Below are 22,636 nucleotides of genomic sequence, written 5' to 3'. Positions count from 1 at the left end.
TCTCGACCAAGCGGCCGTGGTCTCGCCGACCCACCCGTAAGTGCATGAAAGAACGAAGGGAAAAACGGCTTGCCGGAGCCGTGGAAGGGTGGTTATCAGGCCCCCGATGGGCTATATGATTCCCCAGTAAAACTGACCGGATTTCCCCTTTGTCCGACAACGACGACCACAAGCCCGGCGAGCCGCCGGGGCCCTCAGATATTCGTCCCGTTTCCATTCTCGACGAGATGAAGAAGTCCTACCTCGATTACGCCATGAGCGTGATCGTGTCGCGTGCGCTGCCCGATGCACGCGACGGGCTCAAGCCGGTGCACCGGCGCATCCTCTACTCGATGCACGAGCAGGGACACACCCCGGACAAGAAATACGTCAAGTCCGCGCGCGTGGTCGGCGACGTCATCGGTAAATATCACCCGCACGGCGACCAGTCGATTTACGACGCGATGGTCCGCATGGCGCAGGATTTCTCCCTGCGCGTGCCGCTGATCGACGGCCAGGGCAATTTCGGCTCGATCGACGGCGATCCGCCGGCGGCCTATCGATACACCGAAGCGCGGCTGACGCGGGCGGCATTGGCCGTCCTCGCCGACATCGACATGGAAACCGTCGATTTCCAGCCGAACTACGACAACTCCGAGAAAGAGCCGTCGGTTCTGCCGGCCCGGTTCCCGAACCTCCTGGTCAATGGCGCCGGCGGCATCGCGGTCGGCATGGCGACCAACATCCCGCCGCACAATCTCGGCGAGGTGGTCGACGCCTGCGTGGCGCTGATCGACAATCCGGCGCTCACGATCGACGAACTGATCGGGATCATTCCCGGACCTGATTTCCCGACCGGCGGCGTCATCCTGGGTCGCCAGGGCATCCGCTCGGCCTATCATCTCGGCCGCGGCTCGATCGTGATGCGCGGCAAGGTGACGATCGACACCATCCGCAAGGACCGCGAAGCGATCATCATCTCCGAAATTCCCTATCAGGTGAACAAGGCGACGATGGTCGAGCGCATCGCCGAGCTCGTGAAAGAGAAGAAGATCGAGGGCATCGGCGACCTGCGCGACGAGTCCGACCGCGACGGCTATCGCGTCGTCATCGAGCTGAAGCGCGAAGCGGTGCCCGACGTGGTGCTCAATCAGCTCTACCGCTTCACGCCGCTGCAGACCAATTTCCCCGCCAACATGCTGGCGCTGGATTCCGGCCGTCCGCAGACGATGAATCTGAAGGACCTGCTCAACATCTTCATCGCGTTCCGCGAGCAGGTGGTGACAAGGCGGACCAAGTTCCTGCTCGGCAAGGCCCGCGACCGCGCCCATATCCTGGTCGGCCTTGCGATCGCGGTCGCCAATATCGACGAGATCATCCGTGTCATCCGCACCTCGCCCGATCCGAACACCGCGCGCGAGGCCCTGATGTCGCGCGACTGGCCGGCGCGCGACGTCGAGGCGATGATCACGCTGATCGACGATCCCCGGCATCGCATCAACGAGGACGGCACGCTGCGGTTGTCGATGGAGCAGGCCAGGGCGATCCTCGATCTCCGGCTGCAACGCTTGACTGCGCTCGGGCGCGACGAGATTTCCGAAGAGCTCGACAAGCTCGCGGCCGAGATCGCCGACTATCTCGACATCCTGCGGTCGCGTGCCCGCGTGCAGGGCATCGTCAAGACCGAGCTCGCCGAGGTGAAGCAGCAGTTCGCGACGGCGCGCAAGACCGAGATCATCGAGCAAGAGGGCGAGGTCGAGGACGAGGACCTGATCCAGCGCGAGGACATGGTCGTCACCGTGTCGCATGCCGGCTACGTCAAGCGCGTGCCGCTGTCGACCTACCGGGCGCAGCGCCGCGGCGGCAAGGGCCGCGCCGGGATGCAGACCCGCGACGAGGATTTCGTCTCGCGGCTGTTCGTGGCGTCGACCCACACGCCGGTGCTGTTCTTCTCGTCCCGCGGCCAGGTCTACAAGGAGAAGGTCTGGCGGCTGCCGATGGCCGCCCCGAACGCGCGCGGCAAGGCGCTGATCAACATCCTGCCGCTGGAGCAGGGCGAGCGCATCACCACGATCATGCCGCTGCCGGAGGATGAATCCTCCTGGGGCAACCTCGACGTGATGTTCGCCACCACCGGCGGCACCGTCCGCCGCAACAAGCTGTCCGACTTCGTCGACGTCCGCCGCTCCGGCATCATCGCCATGAAGCTCGGCGAGGGCGAGGCGATCGTCGACGTGCAGATCTGCACCGAGCATGACGACGTGCTGCTGACCGCCGCCGGCGGGCAGTGCATCCGTTTCCCCGTCACCGATGTGCGCGTCTTCACCGGCCGCACCTCGATGGGTGTGCGCGGCATTGCGCTGGCCGAGGCCGACAGGCTGATCTCGCTGGCGATCCTGCGCCATGTCGAGACCACCTCGGACGAGCGCTCGGCGTACTTGAAGATGCGCCGCGCGGTGGCCGGCGAGGCCGCGACCGAGGAGCCGGTCGAGGCCGAGGGCGAGGAGACCGCGAATGCGATCCAGCTGTCGCAGGAGCGTTATGCCGAGCTGTCGGCCGCCGAGCAGGTGGTGCTGACCGTCTCGGTCAACGGCTACGGCAAGCGGACCTCGTCCTACGAGTACCGCACCACCGGCCGCGGCGGTAAGGGCATCGTCGCGATGAGCGTCAACAACCGCAACGGCAACCTGGTGGCGTCGTTCCCGGTCGAGGATGCGGACCAGATCATGCTGGTCACCGACAAGGGCCAGCTGATCCGCTGCCCGGTGGCTGACATCCGCGTCGCCGGCCGCTCGACCCAGGGCGTGATCGTGTTCGACACCGCCGAGGACGAGCACGTGGTCTCGGTCGAGCACATTCCGGAAGAGGAAAACGGCGAGAACGGCAACGGCGGCTAAAGCCGCCGGAAGGTCTCAAACCTTGTAGCCCGGATGGAGCCAACGGGCTACGTGGACGATGAGATCAGATCTCGATCTCGGTCCCGAACTCCACCACCTGACCGGTCGGCACGCCGAAGAAGGCCGCCGATCGCTCGGCGTTGCGTTGCAGGAAGGCGAACAGCGATTCCCGCCACACCCACATGCCCGGAATGTCCTCGCGCGGGATGATGGTCTCGCGGCCGATGTAATAGGTCACGTCGGAGAGATCGATGCCGGGCAGCTTGGCCTGCCGGCAGGCGGTCTTCAGCCCCTCATAGATCGTCGGATACTGCATGAAGCCATAATGCAGGATGATGCGGGTGATGCCCGGGCTGATCTCGATGACGTCGGCGCGCTCCTCGTCGGGAATCCTCGGCCGCTCCTCGATCTGCACGGTGACCAGCAGCACGCGCTGATGCAGCACGTGATTGTGCTTGACGAACTGTGTCAGCGCCAGCGGCACCCCGTTGGGGGCCGAGGCCAGGAACACGGCGGTGCCGGGCAGGCGGGCGCTGCATTTGTTGACCGCGGTCTCGATCAGATCCTCTTCCGGCTGACGCAACTTGCTGCGCGCCTTCTCGACCAGCTTCACGCCGCTGCGCCAGGTCATCATCAGGAACGCAACCGCGCCGGCGAGCAGCAGCGGGAACCAGCCGCCTTCGAGCAGTTTCTCGGTGTTCGCCGCAAAGAAGATCAGGTCGATGACGAAGAAGAAGCCGTTCACCGCGATCACCAGGATCGGCGAATAGCCCCACTGGATCGCGACCAGGGCTGCGAGCAGCGTGGTGATCGCCATCAACAGCGACACCGCGATACCGTAGGCGCCGGCGAGCGCGTCCGAGGTGCCGAACGCCAGCACCGCGCCGAGTGTGCCGGCCGCGAGCAGCCAGTTCACCAGCGGCACGTAGATCTGTCCGATCGCATCGCTGGTGGTATGGCGGATATGCATGCGCGGCAGGAAGCCGAGCTGGATCGACTGCTGGGTCAGCGAGAACACGCCGGAGATGATCGCCTGCGAGGCGATCACGGTGGCAAGCGTCGCGAGCAGCACCAGCGGATAATGTGCCCAGTCCGGGGCAAGCTGGAAGAACGGGTTGTCGATCGAGTTCGGGTCGTTAATCAGCTCGCCGGCCTGGCCGAAATAGTTCAACACCAAAGCGGGCAGGCAGACCGCGAACCAGGCGAGCCGGATCGGAAAGCGGCCGAAATGCCCCATGTCGGCGTACATCGCCTCACCGCCGGTGACTGCGAGGAAGGCCGCGCCGAGGATGGCGAAGCTGACGTGAAAATCCTGATGGATCAGGAAATCGAATGCATAATACGGGCTGAGTGCGACCAGCACACCGGGCGCCTTGACGATGCCGTGGATGCCGAGCGCCGCGAGCACAGCGAACCAGAACAGCATTACCGGGCCGAAGATCTTGCCGATGAAGCCCGTGCCCTGCTTCTGCATGATGAACAGGCCGATCAGGATGACCACGGTGAGCGGCACCACCGCGGGCGTCAGCGAGGGCGCGTCGACCTTGAGACCTTCGATTGCCGACAGCACCGAGATGGCCGGCGTGATCGCGCCGTCGCCATAAAGCAGGGCGGCGCCGATCAGCCCGACCAGAAGGAGGTGCGCCCGCCAGGTGCCGGGGGCCGCGTTGCGCGCCGAGAGCAGCGCCAGCAGCGCGACGATGCCGCCTTCGCCGCGGTTGTCCGCGCGCAGGATCAGCATCGCATATTTGACCGAGATGATCAGGATCAGCGCCCACAGGATCAGCGACACCACGCCGAGCACCGCACTCGAGGTCAGCGGCCCGCCATGGGCGGCAGCCTTGGCCGCTTCCTTCAGGGCGTAGAGGGGGCTGGTGCCGATGTCGCCATAGACGACACCCAACGCACCGAGCGTGACCGCAACCGGGATCGGATTGGTTGGAGGGTGGCCGGAAGAAACGATGGCGGGTGTACTGGTCACGGCAATCCCCCGATGGCTTGCGCCCGCCGGATCATCCGGCCGGGCGCCTTGAACGATAGTCTGCGACGGGACGTCGCAAATTACCATTGGGTTCTGCGTGACGGCCTTGACCTTACGTCAGGCTGACGGCTGGTGTGCCGCTCCAATCGCGTCGGGCCGGCAATTTTCGGGGGTACGACGTTGTCGCAATTGCTTCACGCGAACCGGCTCGACCTCGGCGGGAAAACTTATTCTACGGGGTGCGGTCGGCTGTGACGAGGCGGGCTTCGCGGACCACCGTCTTGGTGCCGGCGCTGCGCAGGCAGGAGGCTGCGAAATTCGGCCAGGCTTGCTGCGAGCAGTCCTTTCCGACCGGATGAATGTCGAGACGGTCAGCCTTGGCCAGCGGCTGCGGGGTGGAGGCTTCGACCTGCGGCGCAAAGCCCGGCAGCACGGTGAGCGCAGCGGCAATGAACGCGGCAACGGCGATAGCGGAAAGTGCCTTGATCATGACGTCCCCATGTGATCGGGCCCCCGGGCCCGTCGTTTCGTTGCTCCGTGTCTACCGGCCGCAAGTTTCCTGGTGTCTTCGCCACCCCAGGAAATGGTTTCGTCGCGAGCCGGTTTTGTTTCGTCCACCAATGGCCGACGAAACATTCACCCTCGTAGACGCTGGCATCCCAGGACTCGTTCACAGGACGAGGTAGAGTTTTATTTCGCGCGGTCGAGGGAACCGGGGGCGGCTTGCCGGGGCGGGCCGGGCGGGTTAGGAGGGACCATGTCTCGTATAGCGCTCTATCCCGGCTCCTTCGATCCCGTCACCAACGGCCATCTGGACGTTGTGAGACAGGCCGTCTTCCTCTGCGACCGCCTGATCGTCGCCATCGGCGTTCACCCCGGCAAGAAGCCGCTTTTCTCCACCGAGGAACGGCTGGCCATGGTCCATGAGGTGTTCGGCCCTATCGCCCAGCAGGCGGGCTGCGCCTTCGAGAGCGCCACTTATGACAACCTCACGGTCGCTGCGGCGCGCGCGGCCAAGGCCACGCTGATGATTCGCGGCCTGCGCGACGGCACTGATCTCGACTACGAGATGCAGCTGGCCGGCATGAACGAGGCGATGGCGCCCGAGGTGCATACCGTGTTCGTTCCGGCATCCGTCGCGGTCCGCCCGATCACCGCCACACTGGTGCGCCAAATCGCCCAGATGGGCGGCGACTTCTCTGCATTCGTGCCGTCATCAGTCGCCGCTAGCCTGAAGGCCAAGTTCGCCGGCTGAGACCGGCGGGGCCTGCCACATCCCGAACGTTAAAGAGATCCGGAGTTTCCATGATCCGCATTCTTGCATTTGTTGCCGCGCTGCTTTGCGTCGTGCCCGCGGTCGCGCAGCCGTTGCCGGCCGGCCTCGACAAGGCCAATGCGATCGTGATCGATGGCACCAAGGGCCGTATCGTCATCAAGCTGCGCACCGATATCGCGCCCCAGCATGCCGAGCGCATCAAGCAGCTGGCGCGCGAGGGCTTCTACAACAACGTGCCGTTCCACCGCGTGATGGACGGCTTCATGGCGCAGACCGGCGACGGCCAGAACTTCAACGGCACCGGCGGCTCGAAATATCCGAACCTGAAGCAGGAATTCTCGCAGGTGCCGTTCAAGCGCGGCATCGTCGGCATGGCCCGGCGCGGCGACAGCGTCGACAGCGCAAATTCGCAGTTCTTCATCATGTTCGCCGACGGGCCGAGCCTCAACGGCCAGTACACCGTGATCGGCGAGGTGGTGTCGGGCATGGACGTGGTCGACAAGCTGAAGAAGGCATCGGCTGGCTCGCCCGGCGGCGCCGTCACCGATCCCGACAAGATGGTGAAGGTGCAGGTCGCATCCGACATCAAATGATCCGGATGCCGGCGCCCAGCAAACCGCTTGCCTGGTTCGCCGCGCCGCTGATCTGCCTTGCGCTGGCGACGCCAGTGCGGGCCGAACCGGAGCAACTCAATACGATCAGGGATGTCGTCCTTGCCATCCATCGCTGCTGGCGGCCGCCGCCGGCGGACAAGGCCGGCCCGATCGACATCACCGTCATCGTCAGCTTCAACCGCGAGGGCGCGATCCTCGGGCATCCGAGGATCAGCTATGAATCGCAGGAGGCGACCGACAATGACCGGATCGCATACCGGGTCGCGGTGATGGAGACGTTGCAACGCTGCACGCCGATGCCATTTACCGAGAGCCTGGGCGGCGCAGTGGCTGGCCGCCCATTCGCAATCCCGTTCAGGAACAAGAAATATCCACCCCGAAGCCAGGAGAAGCGAGCATGGCTGCTACCGAAAATACTCTGATCCTCGAAACTACCCAGGGCCCGGTCACGATCGAGATGCGCCCGGACCTCGCGCCCGGCCATGTCGCGCGGATCAAGGAGCTGGTGCGCGAAGGCTTCTACGACGGCATCGTGTTCCACCGCGTGATCGACGGCTTCATGGCGCAGACCGGCTGCCCGCAGGGCACCGGCATGGGCGGAAGCGGCAAGAAGCTGAAGGCCGAGTTCAACAAGGAGCCGCATGTCCGCGGCACCGCCTCGATGGCGCGCGCCGCCAACCCGGATTCCGGCGACAGCCAGTTCTTCATCTGCTTCGACGATGCCTCCTTCCTCAACGGCCAGTACACGGTCTGGGGCAAGGTCACCGAGGGCATGGAGAATGTCGACAAGATCAAGCGCGGCGAGCCGGTGCAGAACCCGGACAAGATCGTCAAGGCGCGCATGGCTGCCGACGCGGCGTAACTGGCACTGTCATTCCGGGGCATGCGAAGCATGAACCCGGAATCTCGAGGTTCCGGGTTCGATGCTCGCGCATCGCCCCGGAACGACGTGGCTGGGCATCCATGCGCACCGATCTCTTCGACTTCGAACTGCCGCCCGAAAGCATCGCGCTTCGGCCCGCCAGCCCGCGCGATTCCGCGCGGATGCTGGTCGTGCATCCGGACGGCGCGCTGCGCGACGCCACCATTGCCGACCTGCCGCATTGGCTCGAGCCGGGCGATCAGATCGTCGTCAACGATACCAAGGTGATCGCCGCCCAGCTCAAGGGCCGCCGCATCGGACGTGAGACCGAGCCGAAAATCGAGGCGACCCTGATCAAGCGGCTCGACGGCTCGCGCTGGCAGGCACTGGTCAAGCCGGCGAAGAAGCTCAGCCCCGGCGACACCGTCCGTTTCGGCAATGAGGGCAAGGTCTGCCTGCTCGGCAATCTCGATGCAGAGGTCGAGGCGAAGGGGCAGGAGGGTGAGGTGACGCTGTCATTCTCGTTCCATGGCCCGGTGCTTGACCAGGCTATCGCCGATGTCGGCGCCACGCCGCTGCCGCCCTACATCGCCTCCAAGCGGACGCCTGACGACCAGGATGTCAGCGACTACCAGACCATGTTCGCGTCGAACGAAGGCGCGGTCGCTGCACCGACGGCGGGACTGCATTTCACGCCGGCGCTGGAGGCCGCGCTGAAGCGCCGCGGCGTCGAACTGCATCGGCTGACGCTGCATGTCGGGGCAGGGACGTTTCTGCCGGTCAAGGCCGAGGAGACCTCGGAGCACAAGATGCACGCCGAGTGGGGCTGCATCACCGCGGAGACCGCTGTCGCCTTGAATGCCGCGCGCGCAAAAGGCGGCCGGATCGTCGCGATCGGCACCACGTCGCTGCGGCTGCTCGAAAGCGCCACGACGCCTGACGGCATCGTGCAGCCGTTTGCGGCCGAAACCTCGATCTTCATCACGCCTGGCTATCGTTTCCGCGCGGTCGATATCCTGATGACGAACTTCCATCTCCCGCGCTCGACGCTGTTCATGCTGGTCTCAGCCTTCTCCGGCCTCGAGACCATGCAAAGTGCTTACGCGTACGCGATCAGGGATGGCTACCGGTTCTATTCGTATGGCGATGCGTGCCTGCTGTTTCGGCCAACCGGGTAATTCAGCGAGCTCAACTCCGTCACCGTCACCCCCGCGCAACGGCTTTGCCGTTGTCGCTGGAGGTGGCCGCTTCTTCAGCGGCCCTCGAAGGGCGACGGCCCGACTGGGGCCGATGCATCCTTCGAGACGCCGCTTCGCGGCTCCTCCAGCGACAATGGCTACGCCATTGCGCGGGGATGACGGGTCTAGCATTGCCACATGGTGCCCTCACGCCATCGCGCGCTCCGGCAGCAACTCGGCGATCTGCACCGCGTTCAGCGCGGCGCCCTTCAGCAGCTGATCGGCCGCGACGAACATCGAGATCGAGTGGCCGCTAGGGTCGCTGAGATCCTTGCGGATGCGGCCGACCAGCACGTCGTCCTGGCCGGAGGCGTCGATTGGCATCGGGAAGTAGTTCTTGGCGCGATCGTCGACGATCTTGACGCCCGGCGCCTGCGCCATGATCGCGCGCACCTGATCCTCGGTGATCGGCTTCTCGCATTCGAAGGTGATCGCCTCGCAATGCGCACGCAGCACCGGCACCCGCACGCAGGTGACGCCGATCGCGATCTTCTCGTCCTCGAAGATCTTGCGGGTCTCCTTGATGACCTTGGTCTCTTCGTCGTTGTAGCCGGTCTCCGGATCGACCGCCGTGTTGTGGTTGAACAGGTTGAAGGCGTAGGGGTGCGGCATCACCTTCGGGGTGTAGACCTGTCCGTTGAGATTGGCGCGGGTGGATTCGACGAGCTCGTCCATCGCGGCGGCACCGGCGCCGCTTGCGGCCTGGTAGGTCGAGATGATCACGCGCTTGATGCGGTTCTTCTGGTGGATCGGCCACAGCGGCACCAGCGCGGTGATGGCGGCGCAGTTCGGGTTGGCGATGATGCCCTTGTGATCGCGGATGCGTCGCGCGTTGATCTCCGGGATCACCAGCGGCACGTTCGGATCCATCCGGAAGGCGGAGGAATTGTCGACCACGACGGCGCCGGACTTCACCGCAAGCGGCGCGAACTTCCTGGAGATGCCGCTGCCGGCCGAGAACAGCGCGATGTCGACGCCCTCGAAGGCGCGCTCGGTCAGCTCCTCGATCACCACCGGCTTGCCGCGGAAGGTGACGGTCTTGCCGGCCGAGCGGGCGCTCGCCAGCGCCTTCAGCTTGCCGACGCGGAGGTCGCGCTTGTCCATGGTGGCGATGAATTCGGCGCCGACTGCGCCGGTGACGCCGACAATCGCGACGACGGGATCGTTACTCACTTTGTCCTCCATTCGGGTTGAAATTCAGGCAACAAAAAAGCCCCGGACCTTGATCAGGCGGGGCTTCGGGCAGAGATGATGCGTTCGACCGACTACGCGCGCACGCCTCCCGAGGCCCCGGAGGGCTTGGTGGTTTTGCTGGTGCGTTTGGTCGCGGTGATCATGGTGCGGACTTATGCGGGAGAGATCGGCGTCCGTCAACGGCTTTTGGGCGAAAATCTGGCGAAGGAATACTGGGTATGCTCAGCGCCGCCGCGCGCCGGGCGGCTCGAGGATGACCTCTTTCAGGTCGCTGCCTGCGAGCACGACGATGACGAAATTGAGCTTGCCGCGCTCGCGCATCAGGCCGCCCGAGATCGCCTTTCCCGACGTCGTATGTTCGGCGACGCGCACCGCATCCGCCAGGCGGTGCCGGAGCGCCCTGAGCACTGTGAGGTTGTCGCGGTCGTCGGCACCGAGGGACGCCAGCGTCGAGGGAGGCTCGCCACCGATGACTTCGCCGGTCGAGGCGTTGATGGCATGCTGCCAGATGCGGTCCCGCTGCATGGTCTTGACCCGGTAGACCGCGGGCTCAGCCGCGCCGTCGAAGCTGACGTCGGCGGTGATCGCGCCGGAATGCAGCGCCTCCGCAATCGCCATCGCCTTGCGCAGCGAGATCTGGGCCGCCTGGAAGCTGTCGAGCTCGCGGCGAACCGCGTGCACGTCGAGCGCGCTGTCGCTGTCCTGTGGGGTGAGGGCTGCGGCCGCCGAACTCGTGACCGCATGCGCCGGCGACGCCAGGGGCAGGGCCAGCAGCGCGGTCGCAAGCAGCCGTGTCCCGAATGCCCAACGCAGCAGTCCGCGCAATCGTCCTGTCCTCATCGTCAAACCTGTATCGAACTTGTGCTCGCGCGTTGCCCGCTTCGGATCGGCCTCTTGGGCCGGGAAAATGCGGCCGGCCCTCGTTAGTCAAAGGCCGGCCGCCGAACGTTCAGACGAAGCGATGGCGGCAGCTCCGTCATGACGATCGAAGTTTACAAGGCGGCGCAAAACCCATTGGGGGGCTGATCCGGGTTCGGCGTCTCTTTGCAACTAAACAATACGGTTTCGTTCCGTTTATTCAAGGCTCATCACGGCAACGTGTAAGGCGCGGAAACGATCCTGTTAAACTGTCAGCGGGCCGGCCGCCGGCGCGCCTTCGCGGCCTCCCTGGCCGCCTCGCGCAGCCGGTCCTTTGGCCCGACCGCGCCGGCCAGGAACAGCCGGATCGACACTTCCATCCGCCTCTCGGCAGCTTTCATGTCGATCGGAATCCCGAATGTCGCCATCCGATGGGTGTGGCCGACCACCATGTTGAGGAAGGTCTCGGCGGCGATCGTGGTGTCCTCGAGGTCGAGGGCGCCCTTGTCGACCAGATGGTCGAAGAAATCCGCCGTCGTGGATACGGCTTTCGACCAGCCCTCGTCGACCGCGAGTTTGGCGACCTCGGGGAAATTGATCGCCTGCGCGGTCAGGATCCGGCTGAAGGCGATGGAATCCGCGCTGCAATTCAGCACCAGCAACTGGCGGCCGAGATCGATCAGCCGCTCCTCGACCTGGCCGTCGCAGCTTCCGTCGCCGTGCATCTCGGCCGCCGCGGCAGCGAGCGGGGCAAGCCAGCGGGCGATTTCGCGCCGGAGCACCGCGGCGAATAGGCCACGCTTGTCGCCATACTGGCCATAGACCGTGGGCTTACTGACACGAGCGGCCTCGGCCACCGCATCGATCGACGTCGCCTCGAAGCCGCGCTCAAGGAACAGGCGCGTGGCGACCTCGATCAGCCGTTGGTCGCGCTCGATCGCGGCGTCCCGGGTCGGCCGGCCGCCGCGTGACTTGATCACGCCGCGTTTGGCCGCCTTGTTGGTCACTTTGGCCTTGGTTGCCGTCAATCCCATTGCCCATTCATCTCGTTGTGCGCCGGACGGGGCGCTCCGGTCTATAACCCGCGCGATGCGGATTCGTCCATTCGGCGGTACCGGGGGCGGGTCGCTCAGGGCGGCGTCGCGGTCTAGGCCTGGCCAGCGGCGGCCTTCTCGTAGCCGTACTGGTAGAGCGCACGCATATAGCCGGTGTCGAAGCCCTGGGCTTCCGGCGACGGGTAATCGCGCTCGATATAGGACAGATGGAGGCCCAGCCGGTTGCGCCGGGCGAAATCATAGGTCGACAGGATGACGGAGCGGGTCTGCGCCTGGGTGATCGCGGAAATGCTGCGCGAGGCGACGTCGATCGTCGCGTCCGACACCAGTAGCGGGATCGAGGCGGAGGCGGCCATCACGTCGCGAAACAGCCGCAGCGCTTCCGTCGTTCCGACCGCGGCGATCCGCCCCATGTCCCAGATTACCGTGCGCTGGGTGTCGAGATCGGTGGTGACGATCAGGAGCTTTCGGTCCTTGGCGTTCTCGCGCGCCACCTCGCTCGGGATGAGGACGGTCCGCCGCCATATATATTGTTGAATCAAAACGAAACCGTTTCGTGTTGTTTAACGGAGACGCAGTGCCAGAGCAAGCTTCCGATCGACCGTGCGCGGTCACGAAGTCGCGCGGGAGCCGTTACCCGACGGGTTGATCGGGCGTCAGTGACACGCAATAAGCAGCCGCATGACGCTTCCCAATCATTTCGAGCTTTTGGCAACCGACGGCGCAGCCCGTACCGGCCGCCTGACCACGCCGCATGGCCTCGTGCGGACGCCCGCCTTCATGCCGGTCGGCACCGCGGGGGCGATGAAGGGCATGCATTGGCGCGAGGTGCGCGACGCCGGCGCCGATATCGTGCTCGGCAACACCTATCATTTGATGCTGCGGCCGGGCGCCGAGCGGATCGCAGGGCTTGGCGGCCTCCAGCGCTTCACCGGCTGGGGCGGCCCGATGCTGACGGATTCCGGCGGCTTCCAGGTGATGTCGCTCTCGGAATTGCGCAAGGTGACCGAGAAGGCCGTGACCTTCCGCTCGCACATCGACGGCGCCAAGGTCGAACTGTCGCCCGAGCGCTCGATCGAGGTGCAGCGGCTGCTCGGCTCCGACATCGCGATGCAAATGGACGAATGCGTGCGGCTGCCGGCGGAGCGCGCCGACATCGAGCGCGCGATGCAGCTTTCGCTGCGCTGGGCGGAGCGCTCCAAGCGCGCCTTCCAGAGCGCACCCGACGGCTACATGCTGTTCGGCATCGTGCAGGGCGGCGATGTCCCCGACCTCCGTCATGCCAGCGCGCGCGGGCTGACCGACATTGGCTTTCACGGTTACGCGATCGGGGGGCTCGCGGTCGGCGAGCCGCAGGCGGTGATGTTGTCGATGATCGAGGAGACCGCACCGGCGCTGCCGGCGGATCGGCCGCGCTATCTGATGGGCGTCGGCACGCCGGAGGACATTCTGGAGGCGGTGGCGCGCGGCGTCGACATGTTCGACTGTGTGATGCCGACACGGAACGGACGCCACGGCATGGCGTTCACCCGGTTCGGCCAGATCAATTTGCGCAATGCCCGGCACATGGACGATACGCGTCCGCTCGACGAGGAGAGCTCGTGGCCGGCGGCACGCGACTATTCGCGCGCTTATCTGCATCACCTGGTGCGATCAGGCGAAACACTTGGGGCAATGCTGCTGTCTGAGATCAATGTCGCCTATTACCAGGAGCTGATGCAGGGCATCCGCGATGCGGTGGCGAGCGGCACGTTCGAGGATTTTCGAACGAAAACGCGCGCCGGTTGGGCGCGCGGGGACATCGCTCAGAGGTGAGCTTATGAGATCAGTTGCACACGATCGGGATCGGTTTCACCGAGTGCTTGGTCACGAACCCGTAACCGCAGTTGTCGCAGGTCCAGAGATAGCTGATCAGATTGGCGTGGAGGTACGCGGACGCTTCCGCCGCAACCATGGAATCCGCACACACCGGACAGGTCGGCAAATCGCTGCCGCGCGGATCGGGCCGAGACGCCGTGGTCGACAGAACTTCAGCAAGAGCTGGCATGTGACCTCCTTTGCGTTCTGAGCTGCACCTGACGAAAGTATATAAGCGCACTTGTTTGACTATGTCGCAACACAAATGCGTAGGTTTTACGTTATTTGGCTGAGGTTTCGATTTTGCGATGCAACGAATTCGCGTCGCGACCGTTTCACACTTGCGCGTTTTGGTGCGCTGCCTCAAATGAGCAAGACCGCATATTTCCAGCATATCCCGCAACGAGGAGCCGCTTGATGGACGCGCCGTCGACAACGAGTGCAGTGCAACCCGGACGCGGCCGCGTCTTTGACTCCATCGTCGACGCGATCGGCTCCACGCCGATCGTGCGGCTGCGCAGACTGCCGCAGGCGGCAGGCGTCAACGCGACGATCCTCGCCAAGCTCGAATACTTCAACCCGGCAGCCAGCGTGAAGGACCGCATCGGCGCCGCGATGATCGTGGCGATGGAGAAGGCCGGCATCATCAACGCCGACACTGTGCTGATCGAGCCTACCTCGGGCAACACCGGCATTGCGCTGGCCTATGTCGCCGCGTCGCGCGGCTACCGGCTCAAGCTCGTGATGCCGGAATCGATGTCGATCGAGCGGCGGCGGATGCTGGCGTTCCTCGGCGCCGAGATCGTGCTGACGCCGGCGGCGCAGGGCATGAAGGGCTCGATCGCGACCGCAGAAGAACTGGTGCGCACGACGCCCAATGCGGTGATGCCGCAGCAGTTCAAGAACCTCGCCAATCCCGAAATCCATCGCCGCACCACCGCGGAGGAGATCTGGAACGACACCGGGGGCACCATCGACTATTTCGTCGCCGGCGTCGGCACCGGCGGCACAATCACCGGCGTCGGCCAGGTGCTGAAGCCGCGCAAGCCGTCGCTACGGATTGTCGCCGTGGAGCCGGAGGAGAGCCCGGTGCTGTCGGGCGGCCAGCACACGCCGCACAAGATCCAGGGCATCGGCGCCGGCTTCATCCCTGACATCCTCGACCGCTCGGTGATCGACGAGATCGTCAAGGTCAACAGCGCGACCGCGATCGAGACTTCGCGCGCGCTGGCGCGCAACGAAGGAATCCCCGGCGGCATCTCCTCGGGCGCAGCGATTGCGGCTGCCTTGCAGATCGGCAAGCGGCCGGAAGCTGCTGGCAAGACCATTCTGGCGATTGTGCCGTCATTCTCGGAGCGCTATCTCTCGACGGCGTTGTTTGAAGGAATTTGAGCCACAGGAATCGAGCACATGGCTGATCAGCCGAGACGTCCGCGAACCCTGAACGATGCCCGCAGCGAGGCCGAGGCGGCGTTCAAGCGCGCCACCACCAAGGTCGCCGACGCGGTGCCGAAGACGGTGGCCGTCCCCGGCGTGCGGGAGCAGGTCACGCTGCGGATCGACCAGGACGTGCTGGAGTATTTCCAGGAGGGCGGTCCCGGCTGGCAGGACCGTATCAACGCGGCGCTGCGCAAGGCCGCCGGGAAGTAGCGCATCCGAGAAGGCAGCCCGGGACGATTCCCGGGCTCTTTGCTGTGATCGGCGCAGCGGCGCGACGCGCGTTCAACTCGCGTGTACGATCAGCGGAGACAAGCACCACGAAGCCGAGCACGCCGCGCACGGCCATCACCTGGAAGACGTTGACCTCGCGCGTCGCTTCGCGGCCGGCCACCGCCACGATCAGCATCAGCGCGAGCCAGCCGGACATCCACAGTGCGGCGCGGGTCTTTGAGGGCGTGCGATCCATGACGGAAATGAAGTGAGAAGGGATTCCCGGTATCGGCGAGCTGCCGCAAATTTGCAGCGCGCAATTCCGTCGACCGATGGTGCGCCGGCTGCGCAATCTCTGCTAAGCACAAGATGACCCAGAATTTCGAGATTCCGGGTTCGCCCGCTTTCGCGTGCGCCCCGGAATGACCATCAGGGAGGATCTGCTCATGCGTGTCTTGCAACCGGCCGAATGGTCGAAACCCCGCGGCTTCTCGCACGGTGTCGCGTTCGACGCGCCAGGCAGATGGATCGTGCTCGCGGGCCAGACCGGCGGCGACGAGAAGGGCGACTACGCCTCCGACATGGCCGCGCAGGTCGGCACCGCGCTGAAGCGCATCATCACGCTGCTGAACGAGGCCGGCGCCGGCCCGGAGCACATCGTCCGCCTGACCTGGTACCTGACCAGCCGCAGCGAATACGAGGCCGCGGGGGCCGGCATCGGTGCGGCGTGGAAGGAAACGCTCGGGCGCAATTTTCCGCCGTCGACGCTGCTCTATATCGACGGCCTGGTCGATCAGCGCGCCAAGGTCGAGATCGAGGTCACGGCGTTCATTCCCGCAGCATAGGATATTCAGTCATGAACAAGAGCAACATGCGAAAGGCGCCTGAGCTCCTCACGGGGTTTGCGACCGGCTGGCCGGAGCAACAGCCGGATATCATGGTGATCTCCATGACGACCGACAAAGGCGTGCACGACTTTGCGGTCAACAAGGAGCAGGCGCTGTTGATCGCCCGCACCATCCAGCAGACCGCCGAGAATCTCGGCAAGCCGCGCACCGCTTAGCAAGCGCATGGCCAACAAAAAACGCCCTCGAGATTTTGGATCCGGGGGGCGCTGTTGTCTGAAGGCCGGTTACTTCGTCAGCGTGATGCTGGCGCCGCGGAACTGGCTGTCGGCCCTGATCGTGACCGACTGCTTGTTGCCGCTGGTGCGCATCGAGATGTCGGCGTTGAAGCCGGGGGCGCTGGCCACGACCTGGAAGTTGCCGCCGGCGCCGCGACCGCGCAGGTCGCCGCTGACATTGCGGCTGGATTCGCTCCAGGACCCGCTGACCGCGCTGCCTTCGGCCTGCACGTCGGCTGCCAGGTTGAACTTGTAGGCGTCGCTGGCGCAAGTGAGGCTCATGGTCATCCTGGGTCCGCCGACGTGATAGGTCGCACGGCAACGAATCCGCTCGCTGGATCCGTCGTCCAAGGTCACCGTGCCGGCGCCCGACCAGGTGCCCGCCATCCCGGCGAACGGGCCGGACTGCGCATGGCCCGTAGTGCTCGCGACTGCGGTCATGAAAAACGCGGCGGCTGCAATTGCTGGCCGCCGCGCGATGGCGAAGAAACGCGATACGCTGGTGATCTTACTGACGGGATGCTTCCCATCGGCCGCTGCACGGTACGCCAGCTGATGCGCCATTCCACTTCCCCGATCCGGAGTTGCCACTGAGTTGTCCGTTCGCATATGCACCATTGATCGAGACTCGCACAAGTCCCCCGCTGCCGACGGTGCCGGAGATCGCCGCACCCTGTGCCGAGATCTTTCCCTCAGCGACGGTCACGGTCGAGCTCTGCGACGGCTCGCAGCTTCCGGTCTTGGTGACGACGGTGACATTCCAAAGGCCGTCATAAGGCTGCTGAGCGGACGCGGGAGCAGCGGTGAGGGCGGCAGCCGAAGCGACCGAAGTGACCAAAATCAGGTCGCGGATGCGGATCGAACGCATGAATCAAATCCCTGTCATTTCGTGTGATGACGCGGCTTATCCTGTCACAATGTGTTCAAAATTTGCTGCGGCGCGGGAACCCCCGAATGTTCCTGTGAACTCAAACACATCATAGTGAATCTGGTTCCGGCTCCGGAACCGAATAGTTTGTGTCTGCTCGTTCGTAACTCGGTACCATTGCGGACTAATGCTTGCCGGGGCTCAGATTGGGCGCCTTGGTCGCAAACTGCTCGTCCTGCGGCTTGGCCGGCAGCGCGCCATTGACCTTGCCGTAGTCGATGACCTCGCCGAGCAGACGCAGTCCGAGCGGCGCCAGCGCGCGCTCCCAGAGCTCGCGGGCGGTCTCGCCTTTCTTGACGAACACCCAGTCCTGCGCGGCGATCGCGCCGGCATCCATGCGGTCGGCGAGGTGATAGATGCTGCCGCCGGCGATCGGATCGCCTTCCTTGATGGTCCATTCCACCGCTGCGATGCCGCGGTGACGCGGCAGCAGCGACGGGTGGTATCCAATGCCACCAAGCTTGGCTACGGCAAGCGCCTCCCGGCTGACGCGGGCGTGGCTGTGGGCGGTGATGATCAGGTCGGTACCCGGCGCGATCTCGGCGGCGGTCACCAGCTTGGGATCGGCCTGAACGACGACTTCGATGCCGGCCGCCCGGGCCGCGGCCGCCAGCCGGTCCTCGCCGTCATGGACGACCACCCTGACCAGCGTGACGTGGTGCTCGCGCAGCATGTTCAGGGTCGTCACGCCGAAATGGCGGGAACCGACGAGGGTAATGCGCATGGGATCAATTCCGTGGGGTTCACTCGGAGGGATTTCAGCCGCCGTTATGCCGATAGCACATGGTGGCGGCCTGTTTCGCTGTCCTGCCCGTTATCAACAGGCCGGCCGGCTGGCAATGTCAGGCCGCCGGCGGCTTGCTCGCCAGAACCTTGTCGATGCGCCGGCCGTCGAGGTCGACGATCTCGAAATTCCAGCCCTGCGCGGTGGTTTTCGCGCCGGTATCGGGGATCGCGCCGAACGCATGCAGCAGGAAGCCGGCTGCGGTCTGATAGGGCCGCGGCGAGGGCAGGGTGATGCCGAGCAACTCGCCGAATTCGAGCGCCGGCATCCAGCCTGAAATGAGATAGGAGCCGTCGGCGCGCCTGACATAGGCCGGCTCGGCTGGGCCTTGCTCGGTGTGGAAGGCGCCGACGATGGCTTCGAGGATGTCGGCGCTTGTGACTACGCCCTGGAAGGTGCCGTACTCGTCATGCACGAGGCCGATATGCACCGCGGAGTCGCGCAGGATCGCGACCACGTCGCGGGCGTCGACGGTCTCCGGGATGATCGGCGCATCGCGCGTCAACGCGCGGATATCCGGCGTCTGACCGGCGAGGTAGACGTCGAGCACGTCCTTGGCCTGCACGATGCCGAGCGCATGATCGCGGTTGCCGTCGAACACCACGCAGCGCGAGTGATTGCTCTTCTGCAACGTCGCCAGGATTTCGGGCGCGGGTGCGGCGAGGTCGATCAGGCTGACCTCGTGGCGCGGCGTCATCACGGCGCCGACCGGCAGGTCGCCAAGCCGCATCACGCCGGCGATCATCTCCTTTTCGCCGGGCTCGAGCACGCCGGCGTTCTCGGCCTCCACCACCAGCGTCTTGATCTCGTCCTCGCTGACGCGGTCCTGGGCGTCCTCGCGATGGCCGAGCAGCCACAGCAGCGACTTGCCGGAGCGGTCGAGCAGCCACACCACCGGCAGCGACAGTTTCGCCATCACCGTCATCGCCGGTGCGGCGCGCACCGCGATCGCCTCGGGATCGCGTAGCGCGATCTGCTTCGGGACCAGCTCGCCGACAATCAGTGAGGCATAGGTGATGACGCCGACGACAACGGCGACACCGGCGGCGTCGGCGATGTTGGCCGGCACGCCAAGCTCGAACAGCCATTGCGAGAGCCGCTGGCCGAGCGTGGCGCCCGAGAAGGCGCCTGAGAGCACGCCGATCAGCGTGATGCCGATCTGCACGGTGGAGAGGAATTTTCCGGGATCGGAGGCCAGCGCCAGCGCGCGGCGCGAGCCGCTGACGCCGCGTTCAACCAGCGCGGCGAGGCGCGCCGGACGCGAGGAGACGATCGCGAGCTCCGACATCGACAACAGACCGTTGACGACGATCAAGACCGCCACGATCGCAAGTTCCAGATATAACACGGGAGTCCCTAAGCTTTGGCGGTGTGGGCCGCTCTACGAGAGCCCAATATAGCCATGCCGGAGCAGTTTTGCTCTCCTCGTCGCGCCTCCCTGCACAAGCAGAGGCTGCGTATGGTGCGCGTGCGGCAGGAGATCGCGGCATTTTGGCGCGCTGGCAGACGGACGCTAGACGAGGATCCGCAGTTCCGGCCTGGCGAACGTTCTGCCCGATGGCGAGGGCTGGCTCAGCCGTTTGGACGCAGCCTGCAGCTGCACGCGCAAATCGGCGTTGCATTGCTTCATCTGGTTGCGCAGTTCGCGGCGGGAGAAGGCGGTGAGCGAGGGGTCCGCAAGCTGCTGCCAGGCGTTGCGGAGCCATTCCTGCAGTTCGCGAATATTCTGATCCAAACCGTCGGGCTGGGTCATGCCGCCAAATCCCACGAAGCGATCAGTTGCAAGGTAACGCTGATTCGCCTCGCTTCACCTAGCGCTATGTTGCGTTGGCGCGTTCGCGGCAGGGGAGATCGGATGCGGGCAGGCGCGCTGCTGCGCGCGTCAGCGCAGCTTGCGGGGGCCGCTGCGCAGGAGATCCAGCGCGACCGGCAGCGCGAGGAACAGCGCAGCCGTCATCGAGACATGACGCGTCTGAAGTGCGGTCAGGCCGAGATCGTATCGCGCGAGATAGGCCAGCATGATCGCCGTGTAGGCCGCGACGCAGATCGCGACGGCGATGCCCGCGAAATCGGTCTTGCTGTCGGTCTCGGAGTCCATGGCGGCATCACTGCGTGGCTAGCGAGGCGGGCTGCGTTGCGGCTGGCTTTGACCCGGGAGCTTGATCGGGACGTGGGGCGAGGTGCTCACCACCCGCGGGCTGCCGTCGGAATGAGTCTGGCCGTTCAGCAATGTCTCAAGAACCAAAAAGAATTTCTCAGAAAGCATGGGCGTAGCCCTCGTCGTCTAATTTCCTTCTGTCGCGGCACCCCGCGGAAAATTCGATCAACTAAATGCGAGTCGCACCGGCCTGGCGATGCTGCGGCACGGGGGCTTCAATACGCAATCCGGACACTACCGCTGCCCGCACCGTCAACCCATCAAGGCTGGCGCGAAATAGTTGCCAAGTTCCTAACGATTGCCGGCACAGCACGTGATGGCACTCACCGTTCCTTCAAGGATGCACGTTAACGATAGGGGTATGGATCGTGACCAGGACATCGACGAGGGATTTGGATCGGCACTGCGCCGCAACTACGGCCGGCTGGCCTGGTGGATCGTGCGGTTCAACCGCGTGTTCGAGCCGTCTCGCGCGGCCGAGCCGTCGCGGACCGAGATTCCGTCGCGCCGCGCCGTTCCGCCCCGGCGGCCCGTCCCGCCGCGCCCCGAGTAATCCCACCACAATACCATCGTCTACTGTATCGGCGGTTCGGCCGGGCTGCTATTCATGCGCCATCCGCGGACCCACGGTCCGCCGTTGTTGACGACGCGGCCGTGCGGCCGCGCAAGCTGCGAGGGACGAACGCATGATTGAGACGGTTGGCATTATCGGCGCCGGGACCATGGGCAACGGCATCGCGCAGATCTGCGCAGCGGCGGGGCTTGGCGTCACCATGGTGGACATTTCCGACGCAGCGGTGCAGCGCGGCCTGAAGACGGTCGGCAGCAGCCTCGAGCGCCTGGTCGCGAAGGAGAAGATGACCGCGGCCGATCGCGACGCGACGCTCGCGCGCATCGATGCCACCACCGACAAGGCGAAGCTCGCCGCCTGCGATCTCGTCATCGAGGCCGCGACCGAGAACGAGGAGCTCAAGGTCAAGATCCTCAGGGATCTCTGCGCCGGCTTGAACCCGAGCGCGCTGGTCGCAACCAACACCTCGTCGATCTCGATCACCCGCCTTGCAGCCTCGACCGATCGTCCCGACCGCTTCATCGGGATGCATTTCTTCAATCCGGTGCCGGTGATGGCGCTGCTCGAATTGATCCGCGGCTTGCAGACCTCCGACGAAACCGTCGCCAAGGCCGAAGCCTTCGCCAAGCGGGTCGGCAAGGTCGCGATCACCGCGAAGAACAGCCCGGGCTTCGCGGTCAACCGTATCCTGTGCCCGATGATCAACGAGGCGATCTTCGCGCTGCAGGAAGGCATCGCGACTGCGGAGGAAATCGATGCCGGCATGAAGCTCGGCTGCAACCATCCGATCGGCCCGCTCGCGCTCGCCGACCTGATCGGGCTCGACACCATGCTGTCGGTGATGGAGGTGTTCTACACAGGCTTCAACGATCCCAAGTACCGGCCGGCGCCGCTGCTGAAGGAGATGGTCGATGCCGGCCATCTCGGCCGCAAGACCGGGCAGGGGTTCTACAGCTACAGCAAGTGATGTCTGCGCGCCGGCGACCCCGTAGTCATCCGGGATGGATCGCGCCGACAAGCTCGCGTAACCACGACTCCCTGATCCGCCACTGAGGCGGGGGACATCAGACACGAGGCCCGGTCTCCTAGGCACACCGGGCCTCGTGTTTTTTGTATGCGCTCCCTGTATGCGCCAAGCCCGCTTGGGGCGGTTTTCGATGTCCAGGCACGCCGTCACGCGCGGGTCACAGCTTCTTGAGCCGGCGAGCGAATATCTCGCGGATTTGGCCTGCGTACCTACATCAGCGGCTGGATGCCGATTGAGAAGGAAGCAGGAATCATGCGCAGCACGAAGTGGGCGCTTCTGGCGTTCGCCGCGCTCGGGACGAGCTGGCTTGTCGGCGCCGCACAGCCGGCGGCCGCCGGCCCCTACGACTATCCCTGGTGCATCCAGGGCAAGGAGGAGGGGTATCCCGGCTACTGCGGCTACCAGACCTACCAGCAGTGCCAGGCGTCGGCGTCAGGCCGCGCCGCCAGCTGCGGCATCAATCCGCGCGTTGCGCTCACCCAACCGCGAATGGCGCCCCGGGCGCTCCGCTGAGCGGGCAGGGCCGGCGGCCTTCCGGCCAACAGGCACGATGGTTGCATTGGCTGTGGATGGAGAATTGGCCC

Annotated in this window: 26 protein-coding genes and 2 pseudogenes; 14 read left to right on the top strand and 14 right to left on the bottom strand. The window is 65.1% G+C overall.

The features are described 5' to 3' along the window. Nucleotides 1-149: 149 nt before the first annotated feature. Nucleotides 150-2,876, top strand: coding sequence for a DNA gyrase subunit A (gyrA, locus tag ACVIW0_RS19725; RefSeq protein ID WP_461353824.1), 2,727 nt, complete (start codon nt 150-152; stop codon nt 2,874-2,876). A 64-nt stretch (nt 2,877-2,940) separates the two neighbouring features. On the opposite strand, the gene ACVIW0_RS19720 is transcribed toward gyrA, so the two are convergent. After that, the gene (locus tag ACVIW0_RS19720; RefSeq protein ID WP_461353823.1) at nt 2,941-4,857 is read right to left on the bottom strand and encodes a potassium transporter Kup; all 1,917 of its coding nucleotides are present in this window, start codon (nt 4,855-4,857) and stop codon (nt 2,941-2,943) included. Between the two features lie 232 nt (nt 4,858-5,089). Next, nucleotides 5,090-5,347 carry a hypothetical protein gene (locus ACVIW0_RS19715; protein WP_461353822.1) on the bottom strand — a complete coding sequence of 86 codons (258 nt, stop codon included), beginning with the start codon at nt 5,345-5,347 and terminating at the stop codon, nt 5,090-5,092. 267 nt (nt 5,348-5,614) lie between these two features. Here ACVIW0_RS19715 and coaD point away from each other — a divergent pair, with 267 nt between their 5' ends. The 5 genes from coaD to queA all read left to right on the top strand — a co-directional run bounded on the left by coaD (nt 5,615) and on the right by queA (nt 8,787). Further along, nucleotides 5,615-6,112, top strand: a complete 498-nt coding sequence (gene coaD, locus ACVIW0_RS19710; protein ID WP_461353821.1) for a pantetheine-phosphate adenylyltransferase — start codon at nt 5,615-5,617, stop codon at nt 6,110-6,112. A gap of 50 nt (nt 6,113-6,162) precedes the next feature. Next, nucleotides 6,163-6,726 (top strand): peptidylprolyl isomerase, encoded by a 564-nt coding sequence (locus tag ACVIW0_RS19705; protein WP_461353820.1) that lies wholly within the window; start codon nt 6,163-6,165, stop codon nt 6,724-6,726. A gap of 5 nt (nt 6,727-6,731) precedes the next feature. Continuing rightward, nucleotides 6,732-7,169 carry a hypothetical protein gene (locus tag ACVIW0_RS19700; protein WP_461357374.1) on the top strand — a complete coding sequence of 146 codons (438 nt, stop codon included), beginning with the start codon at nt 6,732-6,734 and terminating at the stop codon, nt 7,167-7,169. Then, entirely contained in the window at nt 7,145-7,609 is a 465-nt protein-coding gene (locus tag ACVIW0_RS19695; RefSeq protein WP_021081268.1) for a peptidylprolyl isomerase, read from the top strand. Before ACVIW0_RS19700 ends, ACVIW0_RS19695 begins: the two co-directional genes overlap by 25 nt. Before the next feature lie 101 nt (nt 7,610-7,710). After that, nucleotides 7,711-8,787 (top strand): tRNA preQ1(34) S-adenosylmethionine ribosyltransferase-isomerase QueA, encoded by a 1,077-nt coding sequence (gene queA, locus ACVIW0_RS19690; protein ID WP_461353819.1) that lies wholly within the window; start codon nt 7,711-7,713, stop codon nt 8,785-8,787. A 207-nt stretch (nt 8,788-8,994) separates the two neighbouring features. Here the strand turns inward: queA and ACVIW0_RS19685 are convergent, their stop codons facing one another. The 4 genes and pseudogenes from ACVIW0_RS19685 to ACVIW0_RS19670 form a co-directional block, all read right to left on the bottom strand. Then, complete coding sequence (locus tag ACVIW0_RS19685; RefSeq protein WP_461353818.1) at nt 8,995-10,032, bottom strand: aspartate-semialdehyde dehydrogenase; 1,038 nt, start codon at nt 10,030-10,032, stop codon at nt 8,995-8,997. A 231-nt stretch (nt 10,033-10,263) separates the two neighbouring features. Then, complete coding sequence (locus tag ACVIW0_RS19680; RefSeq protein ID WP_461353817.1) at nt 10,264-10,866, bottom strand: PepSY domain-containing protein; 603 nt, start codon at nt 10,864-10,866, stop codon at nt 10,264-10,266. A 305-nt stretch (nt 10,867-11,171) separates the two neighbouring features. After that, entirely contained in the window at nt 11,172-11,933 is a 762-nt protein-coding gene (locus ACVIW0_RS19675; protein ID WP_461353816.1) for a TetR/AcrR family transcriptional regulator, read from the bottom strand. 113 nt (nt 11,934-12,046) lie between these two features. Next, nucleotides 12,047-12,460, bottom strand: a pseudogene (locus tag ACVIW0_RS19670) (patatin-like phospholipase domain-containing protein); the annotation flags it as partial. A gap of 175 nt (nt 12,461-12,635) precedes the next feature. Here ACVIW0_RS19670 and tgt point away from each other — a divergent pair. Then, nucleotides 12,636-13,769: a tRNA guanosine(34) transglycosylase Tgt gene (gene tgt, locus ACVIW0_RS19665; protein WP_461353815.1), complete on the top strand. Its 1,134-nt coding sequence runs from the start codon at nt 12,636-12,638 to the stop codon at nt 13,767-13,769. 10 nt (nt 13,770-13,779) lie between these two features. Here tgt and ACVIW0_RS19660 read toward each other — a convergent pair whose 3' ends face one another. Further along, nucleotides 13,780-14,001: a hypothetical protein gene (locus ACVIW0_RS19660; RefSeq protein ID WP_461353814.1), complete on the bottom strand. Its 222-nt coding sequence runs from the start codon at nt 13,999-14,001 to the stop codon at nt 13,780-13,782. Nucleotides 14,002-14,228: 227 nt separating this feature from the next. Here ACVIW0_RS19660 and cysK point away from each other — a divergent pair, with 227 nt between their 5' ends. Continuing rightward, on the top strand, nt 14,229-15,203 hold the full coding sequence (gene cysK, locus ACVIW0_RS19655) for a cysteine synthase A (protein WP_461353813.1): 975 nt from the start codon (nt 14,229-14,231) through the stop codon (nt 15,201-15,203). Nucleotides 15,204-15,221: 18 nt separating this feature from the next. Then, nucleotides 15,222-15,461, top strand: a complete 240-nt coding sequence (locus ACVIW0_RS19650; RefSeq protein ID WP_050400483.1) for a BrnA antitoxin family protein — start codon at nt 15,222-15,224, stop codon at nt 15,459-15,461. A gap of 100 nt (nt 15,462-15,561) precedes the next feature. On the opposite strand, the pseudogene ACVIW0_RS19645 reads toward ACVIW0_RS19650, so the two are convergent. Next, a pseudogene (locus tag ACVIW0_RS19645) lies at nt 15,562-15,717 on the bottom strand (EamA/RhaT family transporter); the annotation flags it as partial. A gap of 190 nt (nt 15,718-15,907) precedes the next feature. Between ACVIW0_RS19645 and ACVIW0_RS19640 the strand changes: the two are divergent. Next, complete coding sequence (locus ACVIW0_RS19640; RefSeq protein WP_461353812.1) at nt 15,908-16,306, top strand: RidA family protein; 399 nt, start codon at nt 15,908-15,910, stop codon at nt 16,304-16,306. An 11-nt stretch (nt 16,307-16,317) separates the two neighbouring features. Continuing rightward, a complete protein-coding gene (locus ACVIW0_RS19635; RefSeq protein WP_229197489.1) occupies nt 16,318-16,524 on the top strand; it encodes a hypothetical protein in 207 nt (68 codons plus the stop codon). A 69-nt stretch (nt 16,525-16,593) separates the two neighbouring features. Here the strand turns inward: ACVIW0_RS19635 and ACVIW0_RS19630 are convergent, their stop codons facing one another. The 6 genes from ACVIW0_RS19630 to ACVIW0_RS19605 form a co-directional block, all read right to left on the bottom strand. Beyond that, the gene (locus tag ACVIW0_RS19630; protein WP_461353811.1) at nt 16,594-17,148 is read right to left on the bottom strand and encodes a hypothetical protein; all 555 of its coding nucleotides are present in this window, start codon (nt 17,146-17,148) and stop codon (nt 16,594-16,596) included. Continuing rightward, on the bottom strand, nt 17,093-17,452 hold the full coding sequence (locus ACVIW0_RS19625) for a hypothetical protein (RefSeq protein WP_016846110.1): 360 nt from the start codon (nt 17,450-17,452) through the stop codon (nt 17,093-17,095). The genes ACVIW0_RS19630 and ACVIW0_RS19625 overlap by 56 nt, the downstream gene beginning before the upstream one ends. 184 nt (nt 17,453-17,636) lie before the next feature. Continuing rightward, nucleotides 17,637-18,236: a formyltransferase family protein gene (locus ACVIW0_RS19620; RefSeq protein WP_461353810.1), complete on the bottom strand. Its 600-nt coding sequence runs from the start codon at nt 18,234-18,236 to the stop codon at nt 17,637-17,639. A 118-nt stretch (nt 18,237-18,354) separates the two neighbouring features. Further along, nucleotides 18,355-19,644 (bottom strand): hemolysin family protein, encoded by a 1,290-nt coding sequence (locus tag ACVIW0_RS19615; protein WP_461353809.1) that lies wholly within the window; start codon nt 19,642-19,644, stop codon nt 18,355-18,357. A 165-nt stretch (nt 19,645-19,809) separates the two neighbouring features. Next, nucleotides 19,810-20,049 (bottom strand): hypothetical protein, encoded by a 240-nt coding sequence (locus ACVIW0_RS19610; protein WP_461353808.1) that lies wholly within the window; start codon nt 20,047-20,049, stop codon nt 19,810-19,812. 129 nt (nt 20,050-20,178) lie between these two features. Continuing rightward, nucleotides 20,179-20,394, bottom strand: coding sequence for a hypothetical protein (locus tag ACVIW0_RS19605; protein ID WP_461353807.1), 216 nt, complete (start codon nt 20,392-20,394; stop codon nt 20,179-20,181). Nucleotides 20,395-20,815: 421 nt separating this feature from the next. Between ACVIW0_RS19605 and ACVIW0_RS19600 the strand changes: the two genes are divergently transcribed. From ACVIW0_RS19600 to ACVIW0_RS19590, 3 genes are all read left to right on the top strand, one after another. Continuing rightward, nucleotides 20,816-21,007, top strand: a complete 192-nt coding sequence (locus ACVIW0_RS19600; RefSeq protein WP_461353806.1) for a hypothetical protein — start codon at nt 20,816-20,818, stop codon at nt 21,005-21,007. Between the two features lie 133 nt (nt 21,008-21,140). Further along, nucleotides 21,141-21,992 carry a 3-hydroxybutyryl-CoA dehydrogenase gene (locus tag ACVIW0_RS19595; protein ID WP_461353805.1) on the top strand — a complete coding sequence of 284 codons (852 nt, stop codon included), beginning with the start codon at nt 21,141-21,143 and terminating at the stop codon, nt 21,990-21,992. Between the two features lie 312 nt (nt 21,993-22,304). Next, nucleotides 22,305-22,565: a DUF3551 domain-containing protein gene (locus tag ACVIW0_RS19590; RefSeq protein WP_461353804.1), complete on the top strand. Its 261-nt coding sequence runs from the start codon at nt 22,305-22,307 to the stop codon at nt 22,563-22,565. Nucleotides 22,566-22,636 lie beyond the last annotated feature (71 nt).

The sequence above is a fragment of the Bradyrhizobium sp. USDA 4454 genome (assembly GCF_054822705.1).
Note: the sequence above shows the minus strand (reverse complement) of the source record. Positions and strands in the feature narration are given on the sequence as shown.